Here is a 20,708-nt window from a genome sequence, read left to right on the forward strand (position 1 = left end):
TTTTTCGTATTGTACAAGCAAAAACAGCTCATTTGACATAAGCTATTCTTGAGACTCATAGAAAATATAACAGAACATTTGAGTTTCTTTTCAGAATATGTTAGGATGCTAAAAATATAGATAAGGAGGGGTTTCCATGAGAAAGGTTACATTAATGGATGTTTACACCCATCCAGTCGCTCAAAAATATTTAAATCGTTCAGGAAAAGCCCATGCGATTGCTTGTGCTTATCACGCATTCAAACTGGCGGTGCAGGCTGGGATTAATCCAGATCTCGCTGTGAAAGCAGCCCTCTTGCATGACATCGGCCACTATGAATGGTATACAGATGGCGGAGAATGGGATTACGAGACATATAGACGGAATGATATTCATGCCATTAAAGGCGCAGAGCGGGCTCACAAACTGCTCATACGCCTCGGTGAGGAACCAAAGGCAGCTAAAGATATTGCGCTTGCGATTCTGCTTCATACAGATTCATATTTGCCAGAGGGCGACCTTCATAAGGACACACTTCAGCAAATCGTCAAGAAAGCAGATGAAATGGATGAAGAGCCTGGCGGACATCATCATTACAGACAAATAGACGAATCACTTGCAATGAAAAAAATCACGGAATTGGATCAGAAAGTGCAGCAGGCACTTCAGCCCATGAAACGTTCTGTTTAGTATGGAATGTCTCCATGAATATTTCCATCCTGATCGACATACAATGTGCGAATAACGGTACGGTTAAATGCAGATGTACCTGATGCAGTGAGTCCGGTGTAATGAACCGTGACAGAATAAGCACCTTCTTTTTTCAATTGAACAGCTGATGAAGCAGTTGTTTTGAGAGGATGATCTTTTTGGGCATCCTTAAAGTAAAAAGTTTCTACTTTCTTGCTTAATCGTTTAATCAGACCGCTTGAATGGGTCGATGCATCATCCCCTGATTTCGCTGCCTCTGCTTTGATTTCGTCATTTAATGGTGAATCAAAGGATACGAGCAGCAAATAAGGAGCCTTTTTTCCTGAATTTGATCGAATCGTCCATTTTCCAGGAACGGGTTTATTGATTTGTACATGGTGCGAAAATGCGCCTTCATATGGGAAAGATGCTTCCGATGTCTTCAGATTTGTTAAGACGTCTCCATTTGGGGCGATGATTTCTGGCCGCGCCTCATGACTTTCATTTAACCACTGAATCGATAAGCCATTCGTTCCTTCCTCTACATAGAACGCTTCTGTTTTATCCTTTTCACTTTCTCCGCCTTTCACATAAACATCTGTATTCAGCTCAGTAGAGTTCGGGCTTTCTATATTTTCTTTTTCAGCGCTTGCGGCATTTGCCAGCAGCTGATGCTGAAACACAGGGAACATGCTTGTGCCGTTTTTAATTGAGTTGTGATCCCATTTCCCTGTTAAAATATTGTTTGCATATGATAGTCTTGTGCTGCTTACCGTGACGGCGCCATCATTTGCACCAAAGCTCTTTAAATACATGCCTCCTAAGTACAGCACCCCGCCAAATGTTCCCCATTCCGATCCCGAATACGTGATGTATTTATGAGGAAACTTCTCCAGCTTGTCGGTTTCACTTCGAAAAGCCGCCATGAGCCCCGTTTGCAAAGAATAGAGCGCGTCGCTTTTTTGTCCAAGAATTTCCGCGAGCCAGCTTCCGCCCTTGCTATACGCTAAATCTGCCAGCGGCGTCCCGTAATGAGGGGAGCCGAGTGTGATGACCTTCTCTACATATGGATGGGCATTGTGATACACGAGTGCGGACTGTGTATCCACCCCGCCTTTACTATGACCAATCACAATGAGTTTTCGACCGAACACATCATAGATTTCTTTTAACTTTTCTGCTAATAGTTTGCCATTCTTTTTCGTATCCTGATCTGGATACAAATCTATGAATGCGCTTTCGTATCCGTTCAGAACAGCTTGCTTTGCCATGTCGTTTCGGTCGAACCATGTGGAGGAGGAGCTGTTAATGCCGTGAACAAAAACAAGTGGCGGTTTTGACTCGTCTTTTTGAACCGGCTCTTCTCCTTTAAACCACTTTCCTGGTGTCCCAGGCTCATCCCCAATTGATCCTGCATACGCATCACTTGCAAAGGAAAAAAAGAGCATGACAGCAGCGAGACAGATGAGTTTTTTCAAGATCATTCACCTCTTCAAATGTTTTAAGTTGTTGGCAGCACCAATCTATTATACTTCCAAAAGATGTAAAATTATATAAAATGTTAAAATATGGTATTTGAGTTGTGGGTTTGCCCTGAGTGACATTCACATGGGTCATTGCATACGCTGTGGGTAAATACACAAGTAAAGGGGCAGGTAGGATGGCACAACAAGGAAGTCCGCAGCTTGTTTCATTAGTTGATCCATATGTTTATCAAACATTGCAGAAAGTGATCGGTATGAGATTAATTGTTCAAACAGTGAAAGATACAGTGCGCGGAAAATTGAAGGAAGTCATGCCGGATCATATTGTGATTGAGGCGGGGGCAAAATCAGTTTTTTATGTGCGGATCCAGCAAATTGTATCGGTGATGCCTGATCACAGTGAAAGAGTGTAACAAGCAGACGCATAGGTGTCTGCTTTTTTCATGCTTATAGAATGTATATCTGGAAAAAGTGCATGATATACCAATTGTTCTTTTTTTTACAAAAAATAAGGTTCTAAAACAAGAAGCAGTTGACAGAAGGTGGGTTGAATAGTAGTTTTTTAATAAGATCAATACGTAACAGGAGGAGCATCTTTGTTAAAATCTAAAGTTCATTTTTGGACATTCCAAATATTACTTGTTTTACTCATTGTTTATGTATCTACAAAGGTTTCGTTTTTATTTCAGCCGATTATTTTATTTGCTTCAACCTTGTTTGTTCCCATCTTGCTGGCTGGAATTCTCTTTTTCATCTTTAATCCAATTGTTCGATTTTTGTCCAAGAAAATTCCTAGGACACTTGCTATCCTGATCATTTATCTCTTGTTCATCGGACTCATCACGTTCATTGTGAATGCTGCGGGGCCGGTTATTGTCACGCAGGTCGGTGGACTTGTCAAAAGCTTCCCTGGTTATGTGACGGATATGCAGAAATTTATCAACGACTTCTCGCATTCTAAAACATTTACTTGGATGATGAACCAAGATTATGTCTCTGTCTCGAAGTTTGAACAGACAATTGTTTCGACATTAAAAGGTTTGCCGGAAAATATTGCGTCAAGCATGTCTGCTGTGTTTGGCGTGATTGCCAATATTGCTTTAGCTGTGATCACAGTTCCTTTCATTTTGTTTTATATGTTGAAAGACGGACATAAGTTTCCGGACAAGCTCGTTCAATTTTTGCCAATGCCTTACCGTAAGGAAGGATTGAAAATCTTTAAAGAATTAAACGATACACTTGCGGCTTACATACAAGGGCAGATTGTTGTCTGTTTATTTGTTGGAGTGGCTTGTTTTATCGGATACTTATTAATCGGTGTGAAATATGCGCTCATTCTCGGCATTATCATTGCGGTCACAAATGTGATTCCGTACCTTGGACCATATCTTGGCGCGGCACCAGCTGTGCTTATTGCGTTTCTTGATTCGCCTGGAAAAGCGGTGGTGACAGTCATTGTCATTCTTGTCGTTCAGCAAATTGACGGAAATGTCATTTCTCCATTGATCATTGGGAAACGCCTCAACACACATCCTTTGACCATCATCCTGCTATTAATTGGGGCAGGAAGCTTTGGCGGAATCCTTGGCATGATCTTTGCGGTCCCTGTCTATGCACTGCTTAAAGCCATCACCTTGAATATTGTCAGATTGGTGCAGCTGCGTCAGCGATCTCGCAAAGAACAGCATTTAAACGTCTAGGACAGATGCACACCTTTTCCCTACTTGCATAAGATGATTGAGATAAGCAGATAGGGGGAGATTCTGATGCCTGCAATCGTTGGACCTATTCATATCGAGTCGTTAGGAGGAAACGGTGCAGCTACTTTCGGTGATGTCCTGGCCATTGCACCTTTGGCTGTAGACCACTCTACTGGCGGTGCGGGAGCCTTTAATTCAGGTGATTATATGTCACTTACAAGTGATCCGAATGCCACGATGCTTTGGGACTTTACATTGTTTGGCCAGCCTCAATCATTTAACGCATAGAAAGGCAGCTGATGGTCACAGATCAGCTGTCTTTTTTATTTTTCATACACTTATTTTTGAGCTGGGCATATGATGTGGGGAGAAAAGGTGGTGGAAAGATGCCAGCGATTGTTGGACCTATTCATATTGACCGTGTGATTGGAAATGGTTCTGCACATTTCGGTGATGTTTTTGCCATTTCGCCAAAAAGTGTCGATCACTCCGCCGGTGGATCAGGTACCTATAATGCAGGGGACTTTGTCCAATTTTTTAGCAGTCCAAACGTTACGTTTATGTGGGATATAGACCTGATCAGCCAGCAAAAGAGCTTTAATGCATAGCCAGCTTTGAAAGGGAGTTCCTTTTCAGAAGCTGTCTTTTTTTATGGTACAATGGATATGGATGTAAGAAGAAAAAAGAGGTGTGAACAGAGTCAAATGAAAATTAGAAAAGCACACATCACAAGCGGACAACCAAAGACCTACAATGTATATTTACATGAAAATAAAAAAGAATATAAAACGCTTGTAGCCGTACCTGACATTGAATGGAGTATTTCCATTGCGTATGAGGATGAAAAGGAGCAGCTCATCCATACGCTTGAACAATCCTTAATGGAAAGAATAGAAACAGTCGAAGCCCGTGAACTCGCACTCAAGGTTGTGCACTGGGTCACAGAAATGTAAATTTAGAAACCAGGAGTGAAAACAGCGATGAAAGAAGAATCCGTAGACTTTTATTTGCAGCAAGGGATATTTGGACATGCTGAAACAAAACCTGATGAACGAAGGATGTTTCTTGGTTCATTAAGGGAACGAGCGCTTCTCGCCCTGACAAAGGGACAGGTATCAAGAAATAAACCGTATCAAGAGGTGGAACAAGTATTGAAGGCCAATCGACAGGCCTCCCTTCTTTTAAATGGTGAACTGTCCTATGCTTCTTATTCTCAATATGTGAAAATGGCAAATGCCGCTGGATGTTCCTTTAAAGTGGTGAATCATCACGAAGCACACTCTCCTTTTGGTCTTGTCATAGAGATGCCTGGTGCGGTCAATCAGGAGCATATCTATATAGAGGATGAGCTGTTTCAAAAAGCTTTTTCTCATGAATCTGTTGAATAGGTTTCCCTAGTGAAATGAATAAGCTATAATGATTCAAAAGAGCATATGGGAGAGATGCGGATGGGCAAAGCGTTGATTTGTATTGATTATACAGTTGATTTTGTTGCAGACGATGGAAAACTGACATGCGGAAAGCCTGGACAGGCGATTGAGTCTAAGATCACAGAGATCACTTCTTCATTTATTGATGAAGGCCACTTTGTCGTCTTTGCTGTCGATCATCATGAAGAAGAGGACCCTTATCATCCAGAGACAAAGTTATTTCCGCCCCATAATATTCGCGGAACAGAGGGTATTGAACTTTATGGACAACTAAGTTCACTATTTCACACGTCAAAACATTTAAAACATGTCTACTATATGGAAAAAACAAGATACTCTGCTTTTGCAGGCACTCAATTAGAAATGAAACTGCGCGAGCGCGGCATCACGGAACTTCACTTAGCCGGCGTATGTACCGATATTTGTGTACTTCATACAGCTGTTGATGCGTACAATAAAGGCTTCGAACTTGTGATTCACCAAAATGCTGTGGCGAGTTTTAATGAAGCGGGGCACGAGTGGGCACTTTCTCATTTTGAGCAGTCGCTTGGTGCGAAAGTGGTTAAGTAAGGGAAGGAGAATGGAAGTTGGAGCATCGGTTTAATGACGACAGTTTATCACTACATACAGATCTTTATCAAATTAACATGGCAGAAACGTATTGGAGAGACGGCATTCATGAGAAGAAGGCAGTCTTTGAACTCTTCTTTAGAAAGCTTCCATTTGACAATGGCTTCGCTGTATTTGCTGGCTTAGAGAAAGCGATTGAATATTTATCGGACTTTTCCTTCACCGAAAGCGATCTGGCGTATTTAAAAGATGAACTCGGTTATAAAAGCGATTTCATTGACTATTTAAGCGGATTGTCCTTTACAGGTACACTTCATTCAATGCGAGAAGGGGAAATTGTCTTTGCGAATGAACCGATTATGCGCATCGAGGCAACGCTTGTTGAAGCTCAGTTAATCGAAACGGCATTGCTCAATATCGTGAATTTCCAGACGCTGATTGCAACAAAAGCGGCCCGGATTAAAGGAATCATAGAAGATGAGACAGCATTAGAATTCGGAACAAGACGTGCGCATGAAATGGATGCAGCGATGTGGGGAGCAAGAGCGGCACTCATCGGCGGCTTTCAGGCGACAAGTAATGTTCGTGCTGGGAAACGCTTCAACATACCAGTATCAGGAACACATGCCCACGCACTTGTACAAGCATACCGCGATGAATATACGGCATTTAAAAAATATGCTGAAACACATACAGACTGCGTCTTTCTAGTCGATACGTATGATACCGTCAGATCAGGTATTCCGAATGCGATTAAGGTAGCGAAAGAATTTGGAGATAAAATCAACTTTATTGGTGTCAGACTTGATAGCGGAGACCTTGCATACTTGTCTAAAAAAGCTAGAACAATGCTTGATGAAGCAGGTTTCCATGATGCCAAAGTCATTGCATCAAGCGATCTTGATGAACACACCATTATGAACTTAAAGGCACAGGGCGCCAAAATTGATGTGTGGGGTGTTGGAACAAAACTGATCACAGCATTCGATCAGCCAGCCCTCGGTGCAGTGTATAAACTGGTGTCCATTGAAGAAAACGGCAAAATGAATGATACCATCAAAATTTCATCCAACCCAGAGAAAGTGACAACACCAGGCCGTAAACGTGTGTACCGGATTATCAATCAATTGAATCATCATTCTGAGGGTGACTACATTGCGCTTGAAGAGGAAGATGTTCATAGTGAGGATAAACTAAAAATGTTCCATCCTGTGCATACATTTATTAGTAAATTCGTGACAAACTTTGTGGCGAAAGATCTTCACGTCCCGATTTTTGAGCAAGGAAAACTTGTCTATGACAATCCAGATATTCAAACGATTCAAGCCTACGTGCAGGACAGTCTTGGACTCTTCTGGGAGGAATACAAACGAATCAGCAAACCGGAAGAATATCCAGTCGATTTGAGTCAAAAATGCTGGGATAATAAAATGCAGTTTATCCATGATGTGAAAAATAAAATCAAAAAAGAGCTTTATGAAAGCGAATAATTTGAAGAAAGGGAGACCATCAAGCCAGATGGTCTCTTTTTTTTATTTTGACCGATTGAAATTGAACTAAAAGCGCAATCATTTGGTATACTGAAAGCACATCTTGTTTGTCATGGCATAAAGGAGGATTGGAGCAGTTGAGGGTGTTTGTTGCGAGACAGCCTATTTTTAACAGAAAAGAACAAGTCGTATCATATGAGCTGCTTTATAGAGATAGTGAAACCAATACATATAGCGCTGAAGACGGTGATCAAGCGACAACGGACCTCATTATCAATAGTTTTCTAAATATCGGCATCGAAACACTGACAGAAGGAAAACGATGCTATATTAATTTCACCGAAAGCTTGCTTTCATCTGATCTGCTCACCTATTTTGATCCGCATCAGCTTGTGATCGAGATATTAGAAAATGTACCGATTACCCCGGCACTTATTATGAGATGTAAGCAGTTAAAAAAATGGGGATATACGATTGCACTCGATGATTTCTTCCTAAACGGAACACATTATAGTGACAAGCTGCTTGAGGAACTCCTCTACTGCATAGATATTTTAAAAATTGACTTTCTGAAAACCACAACGCAAGAACGAAGAGATATTCTGCATTCGTATAAAAAGTATCGCCTTCGATTCCTAGCAGAAAAGGTAGAAACGAGAAGAGAATATGAAGAGGCGCTTGAAGCGGGCTTCCACTTGTTTCAAGGGTATTTCTTTAGTGAGCCGCATGTGATATCGGGCCGAGCATTATCGACCAGCTTCCATGCGTACCATCAGCTTTTAAATGAGTTAAGCAAGGACCAGCCGAATATCCAGACCGTGACCCATTTTATTGAAAGTGACCTTTCGCTATCATATCAATTATTAAAAATGCTGAATTCAGGCAGCATGAGACGTCTATATCAAATTAAAAGTATCAGGCAGGCGATTATCCTGCTTGGATTTAATGAAATTCGGCGCTGGATCTTTATCCTTTCATTTAAAGAACTGAATGTCCAAGCTAACTCAAGCCAAAAAGAAATTATCAAAATGTCATTCATTCGTGCCAAAACGTGTGAGTTGATTGCTTCTCGTACTGAACGAGAGCATCCCGCCTCTTATATGCTGACAGGTATGTTTTCTCTCATTGATACGCTTGTCAGGGCAGATATCACAGAACTTGTGAAGGAACTACCGCTTTCTGATGAAGTTGGCGAGGCACTGCTTGGCTATGAAAATGATTATTCTTTTGTGCTAGGTGTGGCCAAACGTATTGAACGAAATGAATGGGATGATGAAATGTTAGATGGAAATCTCCCGAAACAGGAGGCCTATGGGTGTTATATAGAAGCCATTGAATGGTGCCATAAAATGTTTGAATCTTAAGAAAAGCCGCTCGTGTGAGAGCGGCTTTTTCTTTGTCATGCCCATTTTAAAAGAAGAAAAAGTCTGCTGGAGGCAAGAGACAAGTAGATGCGAATCCCTTCTGGACTAAAGCGGATATCAATGCCGCTTTTCACACCGATTTGCTTCAGCATTCGGATGACACTTGTTGAATCAGAGCGCTCAGCAGCCTCCATGATGCGCTGCGCAAACGGAAGGGAGCTGGAAATTTGCTGTGTAATGAGTGAAGCATCAGCAACGAGGCGGGCTGATTCTTTTGCGGCTCGTTGAAAAGAGTGGGCATCTACTGGAGGAAAAGTCATTGGCGTGCGCGGCGGATATGCGCGGTTCATTGCGGGAACCTGCAAAGCAGAATAAGGAACATAGTAAAACACATGGTCACCTCTTTTCTCATTGACGTGAAATTGGACGGATATCTGTTCTAAATGTATGTAGAAAATCAGAATAAAGAATCAAAATGATCTTTCTATCTTTGTAATTCCAGCATAAAAATAGGTACTTTTGCGGTCAATTTCGGTGAATGTCGCCAAAAAATTGCGGTGTCCACAATAGTGTCTGTCGTCTGACCTATGACACGCAAAACCGAAGATACAGAGGGGATCGTACGTTCTGTCGGGAGAGAAGTGTGACGAATGATGCCTATTCCTGTCGCAAAAATGACGCAATTCCTTTGAAATTGAGATAAAAGTATGATTTGAAAAGTCAGAAAATGATGAAAAAAGACCTATTGAATTTTGCGGTATCACGCACACGTTTTGTGCATACTTTTCGGTGAAAAAATACTCAATTACATTTACACTGTTAGTAACAGATCAAATACTTATGACCCAATCACCATACACAAATACATTGATCTTCCAAAAAAGGAGAGTGGAATCGATGGAAAAGTATGAAATCGAAGAACTTAAACAATTATTATGGAAACTTGAAAACGAAATCAGAGAAACAACGGCTTCTCTTCATAACATTAACAAAAGCATTGATCAATACGACAAATATGAATATGTGAAAATTTCTTAAAGACTTGATAATCATCAAGTCTTTTTTTTATCCAAATACATACAAAAAAAGGATATATTATTATATAATTGTTAAATAGTGATGTCAGTGGACATTTGCTCATGTCTTTTTAGTAAAATAAAAGACGAAAGGGTGAGGTACAAGATCGAGTATGCTAAACTATCTAGAGAATACAAAAATCAAGCAGAATATGTCTGATTTTATTCAACATGCAGTCAGGCAGAATGATTTACAAAAACTGCTTCTTGAATTTACAGATATAAAGAATGAATTCCCTTTTGGACAATTAGCTTACCAACATTATAAGGCATTTGGCGGTCAAGACAAGCAAGCGATTACAAAACTGGCAGCAGGGATTGAACTTCTCATCTTATCAGCCGATATATTAGATGATATTGAAGATCAGGACAAAGATTCGTATCCTTGGATGAAGTGTCAGAGCGGAATTGCAATGAATGCAGCAAATGTTCTTTTTGTATTGAGCTTTGAAGTCTTTTCAAAGCTTGATCATGCAACGGAGCTTTTAAACAGTGTATACTCCTATTCCATTCAGTCAATGCAAGGACAGCATATAGATATGACACTGGAGCCAGAGAAAGAGCAGGATTGTTTAAATATCATGAAGTTAAAGGCAGGATCACTGTTTGTGTTACCCTGTATGTTAGGGGTTATTTTGGCAACAGGTTCATTTGAAAAAAATGTAGAAGAATATGCTTATTATCTAGGCATGGCAGAGCAGCTTGAAAATGACTATGTGGCCCTTTTTAATAAAAAGAATATTGATTTTAAAAGAATGCAAACATTACCGCTATTATATTTAAAAAATGAATTTAATCCATCCAGTTCAGACTTGCTCAGTTATTATCAATCAGAGGATAAGAGCATTGGCTCTGAAGAATTAAAGGATAAATTAAAAGAATCTGGCGTTCAACAATATGTATTTATTATGAGAAACCTTCTCAGAAATAAGTTTAAAGAAGCATTCGAAATACTACATTTAGAGGCTTCTAAAAAGGAAAAGCTGATACTTTTTTTAATTGGAGATGGAGAAGATGAACATTCAGAAACTAGTTAGTTATCTAGTGGAGAATCCCTCGGCATTAAAGCAAGTTGCTCATGGAAATGCATCGTTGCTTCACGTTGATCAAGTGACTGCAAGCATTATTGTTGAAGGTTTTCAGAAAGAAGATACCATTAGATCAAAAAAATGGAGAGATGCTGGGTGAGTATAGAGGTTCTATGCAAAAATTTTACTCGAAATTAACTGTTATTTTACTGATCCTTAGCTTCATTTATGTGATTTATATTTCCTACATCAATGTGTTTAATATTTTTGTAGGGGCAGTCGTTTCGGTGAATAGTGACGGACAACTTGAAATAGAGGATGTTGTAGACTTTACAGACAGCTATTATGCTGGTGTGAGAAAAGGCGATATCATCCTTGAAGTGAACGGTAACAAAGAACCAACCAAAGAAGTAAGACGAGGTTATTTAGCGAATGTCAAGAGCTTAGTTGTTGATAGACATGGTGATGAAATTGAAATAGAGAATGTAAGCTTATTAAGTCAAGAAAATTTGTTTATTTATTTAATACCTATCATTTTTTATTCGATCAGTCTATTCTGTATATTTATGATTTTAAAAATCAATAAAGCTAGGAAAAAAGAGTCTGCATATATTCTTGCTCTCTTTTTGCTAGCTGTTGCTGTAGCCTATGTAAGCTCTGGCGGCTCTGGTAAAGGGGAATATATTAGCGGTTTTATCGTAATTTCTACGATGACTTGTGTACCCCCGTTGTATATGCACTTTATGTATCAATATTTAAAGGAATTAGGAACGGTAATTATTAGTTGGCGTGTACTTCTTTGTTTGTATGCCGTCCCTTTTATAAATATTGTATTAGAAATTATTTTTAAAGATATGGTTTTAGCTGCTTTTAACTTACTTTCATTCTTTGCACTTGCATTTATTACGATTATTATCACATTAAGGGCTGCTAAAAAGTTGAAGGGGACTGAAATCGGAAATGTCCTTAGTGCCTTTGCACTTATTTTGATCTCATCATTCAGTCCATTTATGCTATTTTTTATTATTCCTTATTTATTTCATAAATATTTTATTTCACCTTATATCCTAGCATCGTTCGCTCTATTGATACCGTTTTTCTTAGTCTATCAATTTATGACAAATAAATTATATAATGTTGATTTCTTCTTGGGGAGAATCAAATATTATAGTCTTTTAGCCATCACACCTACTATAGTTGTAGTCGTTATCTTTGATTTCATTCAGAAGCCAAGTGCTAACTTTTATACAATGAAATTTACAATTATCACGTATATTCTTATGCTCACTGTCTTCTATTTTAAAGAAATCATCGATTTTCGTTTTCGTCTGAAGCGTTTTTCAGAGAAGCATAATTACCAAGATAGCGTGTTTAAATTCACGCAGCTCATTCGTGAGGCGTCATCACTTCACCAAGTGTTATATCATTTAAAATACACCATTTTAGAAGTACTTGTTGTGAACAAAGCCTTTGTGCTTGAAGTGAAGGCAGATGGACAGGTTGAAGAGATTGATGAATCGACAGAGGAAAGTAAGCTATGGAAAAAGTATGTAGACCAATTTCAAGAATTATTAGGTGAAGTCGGAAAAATCATTGCGCTTGATAAAGGGTTCATGATGAAAATTGGTGAGCGGGGCGGTCACTCTTTTGTGATTTGCTGTTTATCTAATTTACGGACACCAAAATTGTCGCGTGATGAGATTTCTTGGCTGAAAACATTGGCCTTTTATACAAGTGTCAGTTTGGAAAATGTCGTTAAAATCGAAGAGTTGATGGAGCATCTTGACGATTTGAAACAGCGCGAGTCCAATCCTGCATGGCTGAAGAAAATCATGTTTGCTATGGAAGAAAAGCAGCGTTCAGATTTAGCGAGAGATCTTCATGATTCCGTGCTGCAGGACTTGATATCACTAAAAAGGCAGTCGGAGATGTTTTTAACGAATTTCCAAAATAACCAATGCCCGACATCTATTGAAAATTCGCTTATCTCATGGAATGATCAAATGTCCAAAGTCATTCAAACGACGAGAGAAACGTGTCATGAGCTTCGGCCGCAGCTGCTGTATGATTTAGGTTTAGTAAAGGCGATATCGAAGCTGACTTCTCAAATTCAGGAGGAAGCGCCGTTTCATATTAGGCTGAATACGACACGCTTTGATAAAGAATTGGACATTGATATTGATTCACAGCTGAATATTTACCGAATTGTTCAGGAGCTGTTATCCAATGCCCTGAAGCATTCAAAAGCCACTCAAGTGTTAGTGATGCTGATTTGTATTAAAGATCAGGTTGTTCTTCACTATGAGGATGATGGAGTCGGTTTTGATGCCAGTCATCTTGATCAGCACACAATGAGCATGGGGCTATCGGGAATTAGAGAACGAGTGAAAGCGTTAAATGGAAAGCTTCAAATTCACACAGCACCGGAAAAAGGGCTTAAGGTGAAAATTGAAATGGAATTGTAACGATTTATTAAGGATTAAGACTTGGCATCAGCCAAGTCTTTTATATAAAATGGAAGTGAGTGATTTAAAGGGAGGAAGACATGAAGAAGATATTGGTCATTGATGATCATCCGGCTGTCATGGAAGGGACAAAAAGCATATTAGAATCAGACCAGCAGCTATCAGTCGATTGTTTAAGTCCTGATGCAGAAGCCGCCTTTTTAAAGACGCATGACTTTTCCATCTATGATGTGATTTTAATGGATTTAAATCTCGGGGATATCAATGGAATGGACATTGCGAAACAAATTTTAGAAACCAACCATCAAGTGAAAATTATCATTTATACAGGGTATGAAGTAGATGATTATTTTGAAGAGGCTATTCGGGCTGGATTACACGGTGCAATTAGCAAAACAGAGACGAAAGACAAAATTATTGAATACATACACCGCACATTACAAGGAGAAGTTGTCATTCAGCTGTCTTATTTAAAGAAATTAATTTCACAGCAGCAAGAAAAGCCAGAACAGGCACAGCAGACTGATCACGACCTCTTAACCGAACGGGAGTGTTTGATCCTTAGAGAAGTAGAAAAAGGATACACGAACCAGGAGATTGCCGATGTGCTTCATTTGAGCAAACGGTCAATTGAGTACAGTTTGACATCCATCTTTAATAAGCTGAATGTTGGATCTCGTACAGAAGCGGTGTTAATTGCTAAGTCTGAAAGTGTGCTGTAAACGTGTGAAGGGAGAGGGCCTTAATGGATGTGAGCGGATCAAATACACTGCTTGAGGCACTAGGTATTGAGATTGTAGAGTGCAATAAATCACGATGCGTTGCAACAATGCCAGTCGATCACAGAACAAAACAGCCATTTGGACTGCTGCACGGAGGAGCGTCTGCTGCTCTAGCAGAAACAGTGGCGAGCATGGGGGCTGCGGCTCATTTAGACTTAACGCAGCAAGTTTGCTCAGGTATTGAAATCAATGCCAATCATTTAAAATCTGTACGCGATGGAGTTGTGACAGCGACAGCTGTTCCTGTACATGTAGGACGGCGTACAATGGTATTTCAAATCGATATAAAAGATGATCGAGACCGGCACATCTGTACGTCAAGATGCACACTTGCTGTCATTGATCGCATATAAAAAAGCTCCCGGTGCAGCGGAAGCTTTTTTTGTATGCTGTTGAGCGGTAAAAAAAGAATGGCCCAACATGGCAGGCCATTCTTTTTCGCTTTTTATAAATAAGAATCTTCTTTTCGCTTAATCACAAAGTTACGGAAACCGCCATAATCATCTTGGACACTGCGTTTGTCGAGCTTAACACCAGTATTGTAGGCGGCTCTTCCGATTAAGTGTGCGCCGACTGGTGCTGTCAGGAAGATGAATACGATGCCGAGAAGGATTTTTGCAGAAATAACGCCTGCAAGAAACCATTCGTGAAAAAACACACCTACTAAAATCAGAACAACGCCAAGGGTCGATGCTTTTGATGCAGCATGCATACGTGTGTAAACATCCGGCAGGCGAAGGACACCAATGGCTGAAATCAAACAGAGGATAGCGCCTAGCAGGATAAAGAAAATCACGATGGTTTTAGCGATGACGATCATTTTCAATCACTTCCCCTTTCTCAAGGAATTTGGAAAAAGCGACAGTACCGATAAAGGCAAGGATACCGAGCAGTAAAATAATCTCAAAGAATGCAGTGGTTTTCAGTAAAATTGAAACGATGGCTGTCATCCCAATTAAATTGATTCCTATCGCATCAAGTGCACTTACACGATCAGGAATAGAGGGACCTTTGATCACTCGTATCACAAAAAGCAAGGTAGACAGCGCAAGAATGCCAAGTGACATTTGCAAAATGAGTTCCATTACTTACCGCTCACCTCCTGAATCGCTTTTTCAAATGAAACCCGGATATCGTGAATGGCTTTTTCAGCATCTTCAATATCCATCGCATGAATGTATAAAATGGACCGATCATCGGAAATATCAATCACTAGTGTACCTGGTGTCAATGTAATCATATTTGCCAGTATGGTGATTTCCCAATCTGTTTTCAAGTCCGTACGAAAGGCGAAAATACCGGGCTTAATCGTGAGCTTTGGAGATAATACGGTCTTTAATACACTTAAATTGGCAAGAAGCAGCTCGCGAATAAAAATGATGATCAGCTTGAAAATCGCATAAAGGGCATAGCCGTAAAAACGCTGCGGGAAAAATCGACGCAGCATGAAAATGGCGATCATCCCTAATGCAAAACCTGATACAAAGTCTGCGGCTCTGTATGTATCATTCATAAACATCCATGTAAAGGCGAGGAGTGCGTTTAGTAATATTTGAAAGGCCATGTTCATCTACTCCTTCAGCACAGCTTGAATATATTTTTCTGGTGTAGAGAGCATTTCCGCTGCTTGATTGATATAAGGGGCAATGAACTCTGTCCCTAACCCAATGGCAAGCGATAAGACGACAAGCAGTACGCCAGGGTACACCATTCCTTTAATTGACGGCTTTCTTCTTCGCATATCCTGTTCCTCGCCCCAAAATGCGGACATGAAAATCTTCATAATAGAGTAGAGGACAAGAAGACTGGACAGTAAGACCAGGATAGAAAACGTCATGTGTCCAGCAGAAAATCCACCTTCCACAATTTTTAGTTTTCCAACAAAGCCACTTAGCGGCGGAATTCCTGCAAGCGATAAAGCCGATATGAAAAACATCCATCCTAATAGAGGCTGGGATTGAATCAGTCCACCCATTTTTTTCAGTTGGTTTGTACCAGCATACACAAAGAGGGCACCTGCCAGCATAAATAAAGCCCCTTTGATCACCATGTCGTGAATGAGATAATAAATGGCACCTTGGAGTGATGCAGGTGTGTTGGCTGCAAATCCAAACAAAATGACCCCAACAGCTGTGACAATGTTATAAATTACAATCTTCTGCACATCAGAATAGGCGATCGAGCCTATCACACCGAATATCACCGTCAGTGCGGCAAGCCACGCCATGAGTGTATGGGTGAAGCCTGTATCGTGTATAAAAATTAATGTAAAGACTCTTGCAATCGCATATAAGCCAACCTTTGTCAGCAAAGCCCCAAATAGAGCTGAAATCGCTGCTGGCGGCGCATGATACGATCCTGGCAGCCAGAAATAAAGCGGGAAGATCCCAGCTTTTAAGCCGAATACAATGAGGAACAGGATGGAAATAACAGTGATTAATCCTGTTTGCCCTGATTCAGCTATTTTCACACTTAAATCAGCCATATTGAGCGTACCCGTCACTGCATATAAACAGGCGACTCCGACAATAAATAATGCCGACGAGATGATATTAAACACAATATATTTGAGTGATTCACGAAGCTGAGGCTTTGATCCGCCTAATACAATAAGCATATAAGATGCCATCAGCAGTAATTCAAAGAATACAAACAGGTTGAAAATATCTCCCGTTAAAAAGGCTCCGCTCACGCCAGCTAACAAAAACTGTACGCCAGAATAATAGAAGAGCCGCTCTCTTTCTTTCCCAATCGTTTGAAAGGAGAAGAGGACTGTCACAAGCCCGACAACGGAAGCGGTCAGCACAAGGAGTGCAGCAAATTGATCGGCCACAAGGGCAATCCCAAATGGCGCTTTCCAGCCGCCCAAATAAAGGGTTTGTATCCCATTTGTGAAAATCGTTTGAACCAAATATGCATTACATATAATGGCTGAAAGAGATGCCAAGACACTAAAGACTCTTGACAGCATGATGTTTTTATTCATAAAGATCAATAGTGTAGCAGCTAGTAATGGAATTAATATAGGCAGGATCACGAGATTATTCATGCTGATCATTTCCTCTCATTTGATCCATGTCATCTGTTCGCAGCTCTTGGAAGGCACGGAAGGCCATGACAAGTAATAAGGATGTCACACCAAAAGCAATGACAATGGCTGTTAAAATTAATGCTTGTGGCAATGGATCTACATAGGATGTGAGCCCCTCTTTTAGAACTGGAGGCGCTCCTTTTTTTAAACCGCCCATTGTTAAAAGAAGCAAGTGGACGCCGTGACTCAAAACAGCAGTACCGACGATGACCCGCAGAAGGCTCTTTGACAGCATCAAATAGGTCGCCGCCATAAAAATAATTCCGACGATAATAGACATTAGAAATTCCATTATTCCTTCTCTCCAATCATTTGAATAATGGTCATGGTGACACCGACAACAACCAAATACACACCGATATCAAACAGGACGGCTGTCGCCAGTTCGGTTTTCCCTAAAAACGGTAATTGGAAATAATCAAATGCATGGGATAGAAAAGGTGCACCGAATAGAAAGGATCCCATACCTGTCAGGATCGCAACGAGCAAACCGGCTCCAGTTACATAAATAAAGTCAAATGGCAAAATGCGTCTTACTGTCTTCAGATCATAGGCTAAAAGCAGAAGAACGACAGCCGCAGCACTCATCAGGCCGCCAATGAATCCGCCGCCAGGATTGTTATGTCCCGCAAGAAATAGGTGAAGGGAGAAAAGCAAGATGATGAATGCTGTGATTTTTGTTGTGACTTGCAAAAGCATATCATTCGTATCAATCTTTCTCATCGCCGCACACCTCTCTTCCGTTTTGCTTGTGTTTTTAATAACCCATAAATACCAAGTGCCGCAATGGCGAGCACGGTAATTTCAAAAAGGGTATCAAAGCCCCTGAAATCTACAAGAATGACATTGACAATATTGTCACCGCCAGCAAGTTTGTAGCTGTTTTCAATAAAGTAAGTTGAGATGGTGTCAAGTGACTGCTGACTTGTGGAAGCGAAAGCTAGACAAGTGACAACAACCCCAACACCTAATGAAATGATGAAATTGGTCATTTTGAATCTTCTTGTTTTTTGCTTTAAGCTCAGCTTCGGCAAATGATAGAAGCAAAGCAAAAACAGTGCGACAGAAATCGTTTCAATAATCAGCTGCGTCAGCGCAAGGTCAGGTGCTCTGAAAATCACGAAGAATAATGACAGCGTGTAGCCCATGACACCTAGTGCAATAATAGCTGTTAATCGTGAACTTGCGAATACTGTGGCAATCGTCGCCGCCACCATCACAAGTGAAAGAAGCACCTCATACGTGCCAATTGAGGCAGCCTGATCAGTTTGAAATGAAAAGGCCTGCTGATAAAACATCACGCCGCCAATGACGATAATCATGAACCCAAACACATAGACAAGATAGTCACGAAGAAAACCAGTCATATAACTGTTTGTCAGGCGGTATGAACCTTTTTCTAAACCGATAAGAGAGCGGTCGTATAAAGCGTTAAATGACCACTTTTCCTTAAAGATGTTGTACATTGGACGCCATTTTGAAAGCGTCAAGTAGCCGATTGTGCCGAGTACAACAACACCTATTGTCATATAGAGTTCTGGCTGGAAGCCATGCCATGCTTCAATTTTCACAGAAAAACGGCTTCCTGTTTCAATCGCTTCAGGAATGATCGCCGCAATTGCAGGTTCAATGACAGAATAGGCAAGAATATTAGGGAAAAAGAAGAAGGTGACCACAAGTGCAGCTAGAATGATGGGCGGAATGAGCATGCCGATCGGTGCTTCATGCGGTTTTTTCTCCAATTGGTCTATATTCAGACGGCCTCTAAAAGTTTTAAAGAGGAGCATCATACTATAAATGAACGTAAAGACGCTAGCGAGCCAAGCGAGTGTCGGGAAGATGGCACCCCATGTTGAAACGTCCGTAAAGCTGATATCAGAAATCCGTATCATACTTGTGAAAAATAGCTCTTTACTTAAGAAACCGTTAAATGGCGGTAATCCGGCCATTGAAAATGTACCGATTAACGTAATTGTGAAGGTAATCGGCATGATCGTCATTAATCCGCCTAATTTCCGAATGTCACGAGTTCCTGTTTCATGATCGATAATACCAGCTGCCATAAAGAGACTGCCTTTAAACGTAGCATGGTTAATGAGGTGAAAAATAGCTGCAAGAACGGCTGCGCCAAAAAAGGCAGGATTGTTTTCATGAATCGCAGCTGCGCCGACGCCAAGCATGAGCATAATCATGCCGAGCTGACTCACTGTCGAATAGGCCAGAATGGCTTTCAAATCGTTTTGCCGGACGGCGTGGAATGATCCCCAGAATAATGTGACAAGCCCAACGATGGAAATGGTCCAGAACCACACCTCTGATATAGCAAAGATTGGACTGAAGCGGGCAACAAGATAAATACCGGCTTTCACCATCGTAGCAGAATGCAGATAACTGCTCACAGGGGTCGGTGCTTCCATTGCATCAGGCAGCCAGATATAGAATGGGAACTGCGCTGATTTTGTAAAGGCACCTAGTAAGATTAGGATCATGGCAGGGATAAAGTAAGGTGATGCCATGATGAGCTGAAGCTGATTGACTGCTTCACGAATACTGAATGAATCAGTAATCAGGTAAATGAGGATGAAGCCACCAAGCATAGCTAATCCGCCAAAAACAGTAATAAGCAGTGATTTCGTTGCTCCATATCTAGAGCGCTCCCGCTTATACCAATACCCAATTAAGAGGAAGGAAGAGATACTCGTTAACTCCCAAAACAAGTATAAAACCACCATGTTGTCAGAAAGAACGACACCCAGCATCGCGGTCATAAACATGAGCAAATACGTGTAGAAAGAGCCAAGCTGTTCTTTTTCCTTTGATAAGTAGAAAATACTGTACAGCACCACTAGTGAGCCGATACCTGTAATTAATAAAGCAAATAACAGGCTGAGACCATCGACATACACAGTGAAATTCATCCCTAAAGATGGAATCCATTCAGCCTGTGAGAAAAGCGTTCGTCCATTCGAAGTGATGTGTAACATTTGGATGAAATAGGTAAATAAAAGAATCGGCAAGATGAGAACAAACCATCCTGTATGTATACGCCTCACATATTTGTAAAGGAAAGGTACAACAAAAGCGAGTAAAAAAGGTGATAGGATGGCGAAGTGAATAAGCTGCAAGAAAATGAACCTCCTTTGATCAATATAAATTCACGTTCTAAAGAACTGGTAATTAAAATTATAGCGTAAATACAGCCATAGTGCATTGGTTTGGAACGATTTCAAGCAAACTGTATTTGTTTTAGGTTCTTTTGACCACAAAAATAATTTTATCAAAAATGATACTCATTGTATATTGTTTTGTTTTTCGTACATGCTTTTCCTAAAGGAGCTGATCAAATGAAACGAAAGATCGCCATCAGCTTAAGCCTATTCTGCACGATTTTAGGAGGAGCATTCTTGATTGACCGAAATGATCAAAAAAGGTGGCAGGCCGGGAGTGAATGGCCGCTGTTTTCTGAGCATCTTCTTCACATGAGCTATCAAGAAACCAAGCTGTATCCTTTTCAGCCCAGGGAATATTTACGAATTGTATTAGCTGATGAATAAGATC

The 20,708-nt window shown here is 40.5% G+C and carries 26 protein-coding genes; 17 read left to right on the plus strand and 9 right to left on the minus strand.

What is annotated here, in order from left to right:
* Positions 1 to 136: 136 nt before the first annotated feature.
* Positions 137 to 670, plus strand: a complete 534-nt coding sequence (locus tag ASE42_RS04765; protein ID WP_024425954.1) for an HD domain-containing protein — start codon at positions 137 to 139, stop codon at positions 668 to 670.
* Here the strand turns inward: ASE42_RS04765 and ASE42_RS04770 are convergent.
* On the minus strand, positions 667 to 2,154 hold the full coding sequence (locus tag ASE42_RS04770; RefSeq protein ID WP_226014936.1) for an esterase/lipase family protein: 1,488 nt from the start codon (positions 2,152 to 2,154) through the stop codon (positions 667 to 669). The two genes, ASE42_RS04765 and ASE42_RS04770, sit on opposite strands and share 4 nt — an antisense overlap.
* Positions 2,155 to 2,330: 176 nt before the next feature.
* Between ASE42_RS04770 and ASE42_RS04775 the strand changes: the two genes are divergently transcribed.
* The 9 genes from ASE42_RS04775 (at position 2,331) to ASE42_RS04815 (ending at position 8,708) form a co-directional block, all read left to right on the plus strand.
* Positions 2,331 to 2,567, plus strand: a complete 237-nt coding sequence (locus tag ASE42_RS04775) for a YuzF family protein (RefSeq protein ID WP_024423334.1) — start codon at positions 2,331 to 2,333, stop codon at positions 2,565 to 2,567.
* A 183-nt stretch (positions 2,568 to 2,750) separates the two neighbouring features.
* Positions 2,751 to 3,854 (plus strand): AI-2E family transporter, encoded by a 1,104-nt coding sequence (locus tag ASE42_RS04780; protein WP_024423333.1) that lies wholly within the window; start codon positions 2,751 to 2,753, stop codon positions 3,852 to 3,854.
* A 66-nt stretch (positions 3,855 to 3,920) separates the two neighbouring features.
* Positions 3,921 to 4,142 (plus strand): spore germination protein, encoded by a 222-nt coding sequence (locus ASE42_RS04785; RefSeq protein ID WP_003213446.1) that lies wholly within the window; start codon positions 3,921 to 3,923, stop codon positions 4,140 to 4,142.
* A gap of 98 nt (positions 4,143 to 4,240) precedes the next feature.
* Positions 4,241 to 4,462 carry a spore germination protein gene (locus ASE42_RS04790; protein ID WP_024425952.1) on the plus strand — a complete coding sequence of 74 codons (222 nt, stop codon included), beginning with the start codon at positions 4,241 to 4,243 and terminating at the stop codon, positions 4,460 to 4,462.
* A gap of 96 nt (positions 4,463 to 4,558) precedes the next feature.
* Positions 4,559 to 4,807 carry a YueH family protein gene (locus ASE42_RS04795; RefSeq protein WP_056766854.1) on the plus strand — a complete coding sequence of 83 codons (249 nt, stop codon included), beginning with the start codon at positions 4,559 to 4,561 and terminating at the stop codon, positions 4,805 to 4,807.
* Between the two features lie 27 nt (positions 4,808 to 4,834).
* On the plus strand, positions 4,835 to 5,242 hold the full coding sequence (locus ASE42_RS04800; RefSeq protein ID WP_024423329.1) for a YueI family protein: 408 nt from the start codon (positions 4,835 to 4,837) through the stop codon (positions 5,240 to 5,242).
* Positions 5,243 to 5,302: 60 nt separating this feature from the next.
* Positions 5,303 to 5,854 carry a cysteine hydrolase family protein gene (locus tag ASE42_RS04805; protein ID WP_024425949.1) on the plus strand — a complete coding sequence of 184 codons (552 nt, stop codon included), beginning with the start codon at positions 5,303 to 5,305 and terminating at the stop codon, positions 5,852 to 5,854.
* Positions 5,855 to 5,871: 17 nt separating this feature from the next.
* On the plus strand, positions 5,872 to 7,344 hold the full coding sequence (locus ASE42_RS04810) for a nicotinate phosphoribosyltransferase (protein WP_024423327.1): 1,473 nt from the start codon (positions 5,872 to 5,874) through the stop codon (positions 7,342 to 7,344).
* A 137-nt stretch (positions 7,345 to 7,481) separates the two neighbouring features.
* Complete coding sequence (locus ASE42_RS04815; RefSeq protein ID WP_041107632.1) at positions 7,482 to 8,708, plus strand: EAL and HDOD domain-containing protein; 1,227 nt, start codon at positions 7,482 to 7,484, stop codon at positions 8,706 to 8,708.
* Positions 8,709 to 8,743: 35 nt separating this feature from the next.
* Here ASE42_RS04815 and ASE42_RS04820 read toward each other — a convergent pair whose 3' ends face one another.
* Positions 8,744 to 9,100: a hypothetical protein gene (locus tag ASE42_RS04820; RefSeq protein ID WP_041107631.1), complete on the minus strand. Its 357-nt coding sequence runs from the start codon at positions 9,098 to 9,100 to the stop codon at positions 8,744 to 8,746.
* Between the two features lie 505 nt (positions 9,101 to 9,605).
* Between ASE42_RS04820 and degQ the strand changes: the two genes are divergently transcribed.
* The 6 genes from degQ (at position 9,606) to ASE42_RS04850 (ending at position 14,412) form a co-directional block, all read left to right on the plus strand.
* The gene (gene degQ, locus ASE42_RS04825; RefSeq protein WP_003213123.1) at positions 9,606 to 9,746 is read left to right on the plus strand and encodes a degradation enzyme regulation protein DegQ; all 141 of its coding nucleotides are present in this window, start codon (positions 9,606 to 9,608) and stop codon (positions 9,744 to 9,746) included.
* 151 nt (positions 9,747 to 9,897) lie between these two features.
* Positions 9,898 to 10,821 carry a polyprenyl synthetase family protein gene (locus tag ASE42_RS04830; RefSeq protein ID WP_056765894.1) on the plus strand — a complete coding sequence of 308 codons (924 nt, stop codon included), beginning with the start codon at positions 9,898 to 9,900 and terminating at the stop codon, positions 10,819 to 10,821.
* A complete protein-coding gene (gene comX, locus ASE42_RS04835) occupies positions 10,799 to 10,972 on the plus strand; it encodes a competence pheromone ComX (RefSeq protein ID WP_041107629.1) in 174 nt (57 codons plus the stop codon). Before ASE42_RS04830 ends, comX begins: the two co-directional genes overlap by 23 nt.
* Before the next feature lie 13 nt (positions 10,973 to 10,985).
* Positions 10,986 to 13,277: an ATP-binding protein gene (locus ASE42_RS04840; protein WP_056765897.1), complete on the plus strand. Its 2,292-nt coding sequence runs from the start codon at positions 10,986 to 10,988 to the stop codon at positions 13,275 to 13,277.
* Between the two features lie 80 nt (positions 13,278 to 13,357).
* Positions 13,358 to 13,999 carry a response regulator transcription factor gene (locus tag ASE42_RS04845; protein ID WP_024423322.1) on the plus strand — a complete coding sequence of 214 codons (642 nt, stop codon included), beginning with the start codon at positions 13,358 to 13,360 and terminating at the stop codon, positions 13,997 to 13,999.
* A gap of 23 nt (positions 14,000 to 14,022) precedes the next feature.
* Entirely contained in the window at positions 14,023 to 14,412 is a 390-nt protein-coding gene (locus ASE42_RS04850) for a hotdog fold thioesterase (protein ID WP_024423321.1), read from the plus strand.
* Between the two features lie 92 nt (positions 14,413 to 14,504).
* Here ASE42_RS04850 and mnhG read toward each other — a convergent pair whose 3' ends face one another.
* The 7 genes from mnhG to ASE42_RS04885 are packed head-to-tail and all read right to left on the minus strand — an operon-like array spanning position 14,505 to position 20,275.
* Positions 14,505 to 14,879, minus strand: a complete 375-nt coding sequence (gene mnhG, locus ASE42_RS04855; RefSeq protein ID WP_056765899.1) for a monovalent cation/H(+) antiporter subunit G — start codon at positions 14,877 to 14,879, stop codon at positions 14,505 to 14,507.
* Positions 14,863 to 15,144 (minus strand): Na(+)/H(+) antiporter subunit F1, encoded by a 282-nt coding sequence (locus ASE42_RS04860; protein WP_024425942.1) that lies wholly within the window; start codon positions 15,142 to 15,144, stop codon positions 14,863 to 14,865. Before ASE42_RS04860 ends, mnhG begins: the two co-directional genes overlap by 17 nt.
* Positions 15,144 to 15,623 (minus strand): Na+/H+ antiporter subunit E, encoded by a 480-nt coding sequence (locus ASE42_RS04865; protein ID WP_024425941.1) that lies wholly within the window; start codon positions 15,621 to 15,623, stop codon positions 15,144 to 15,146. Before ASE42_RS04865 ends, ASE42_RS04860 begins: the two co-directional genes overlap by 1 nt.
* A gap of 6 nt (positions 15,624 to 15,629) precedes the next feature.
* Positions 15,630 to 17,108 carry a Na+/H+ antiporter subunit D gene (locus ASE42_RS04870; RefSeq protein ID WP_024425940.1) on the minus strand — a complete coding sequence of 493 codons (1,479 nt, stop codon included), beginning with the start codon at positions 17,106 to 17,108 and terminating at the stop codon, positions 15,630 to 15,632.
* Positions 17,101 to 17,442 carry a Na(+)/H(+) antiporter subunit C gene (locus ASE42_RS04875; RefSeq protein ID WP_024423316.1) on the minus strand — a complete coding sequence of 114 codons (342 nt, stop codon included), beginning with the start codon at positions 17,440 to 17,442 and terminating at the stop codon, positions 17,101 to 17,103. Before ASE42_RS04875 ends, ASE42_RS04870 begins: the two co-directional genes overlap by 8 nt.
* On the minus strand, positions 17,442 to 17,873 hold the full coding sequence (locus tag ASE42_RS04880; protein ID WP_024423315.1) for a Na(+)/H(+) antiporter subunit B: 432 nt from the start codon (positions 17,871 to 17,873) through the stop codon (positions 17,442 to 17,444). The genes ASE42_RS04875 and ASE42_RS04880 overlap by 1 nt, the downstream gene beginning before the upstream one ends.
* Positions 17,870 to 20,275, minus strand: coding sequence for a Na+/H+ antiporter subunit A (locus ASE42_RS04885; RefSeq protein WP_056765902.1), 2,406 nt, complete (start codon positions 20,273 to 20,275; stop codon positions 17,870 to 17,872). The genes ASE42_RS04880 and ASE42_RS04885 overlap by 4 nt, the downstream gene beginning before the upstream one ends.
* Positions 20,276 to 20,494: 219 nt before the next feature.
* On the opposite strand from ASE42_RS04885, the gene ASE42_RS04890 reads away from it, so the two are divergent.
* Positions 20,495 to 20,704 (plus strand): hypothetical protein, encoded by a 210-nt coding sequence (locus ASE42_RS04890; protein WP_024423313.1) that lies wholly within the window; start codon positions 20,495 to 20,497, stop codon positions 20,702 to 20,704.
* The last annotated feature ends 4 nt before the right edge of the window (positions 20,705 to 20,708 follow it).

Source organism: Bacillus sp. Root920 (genome assembly GCF_001429445.1).
GTDB classification, from domain to species: Bacteria; Bacillota; Bacilli; order Bacillales; family Bacillaceae; genus Bacillus; species Bacillus safensis.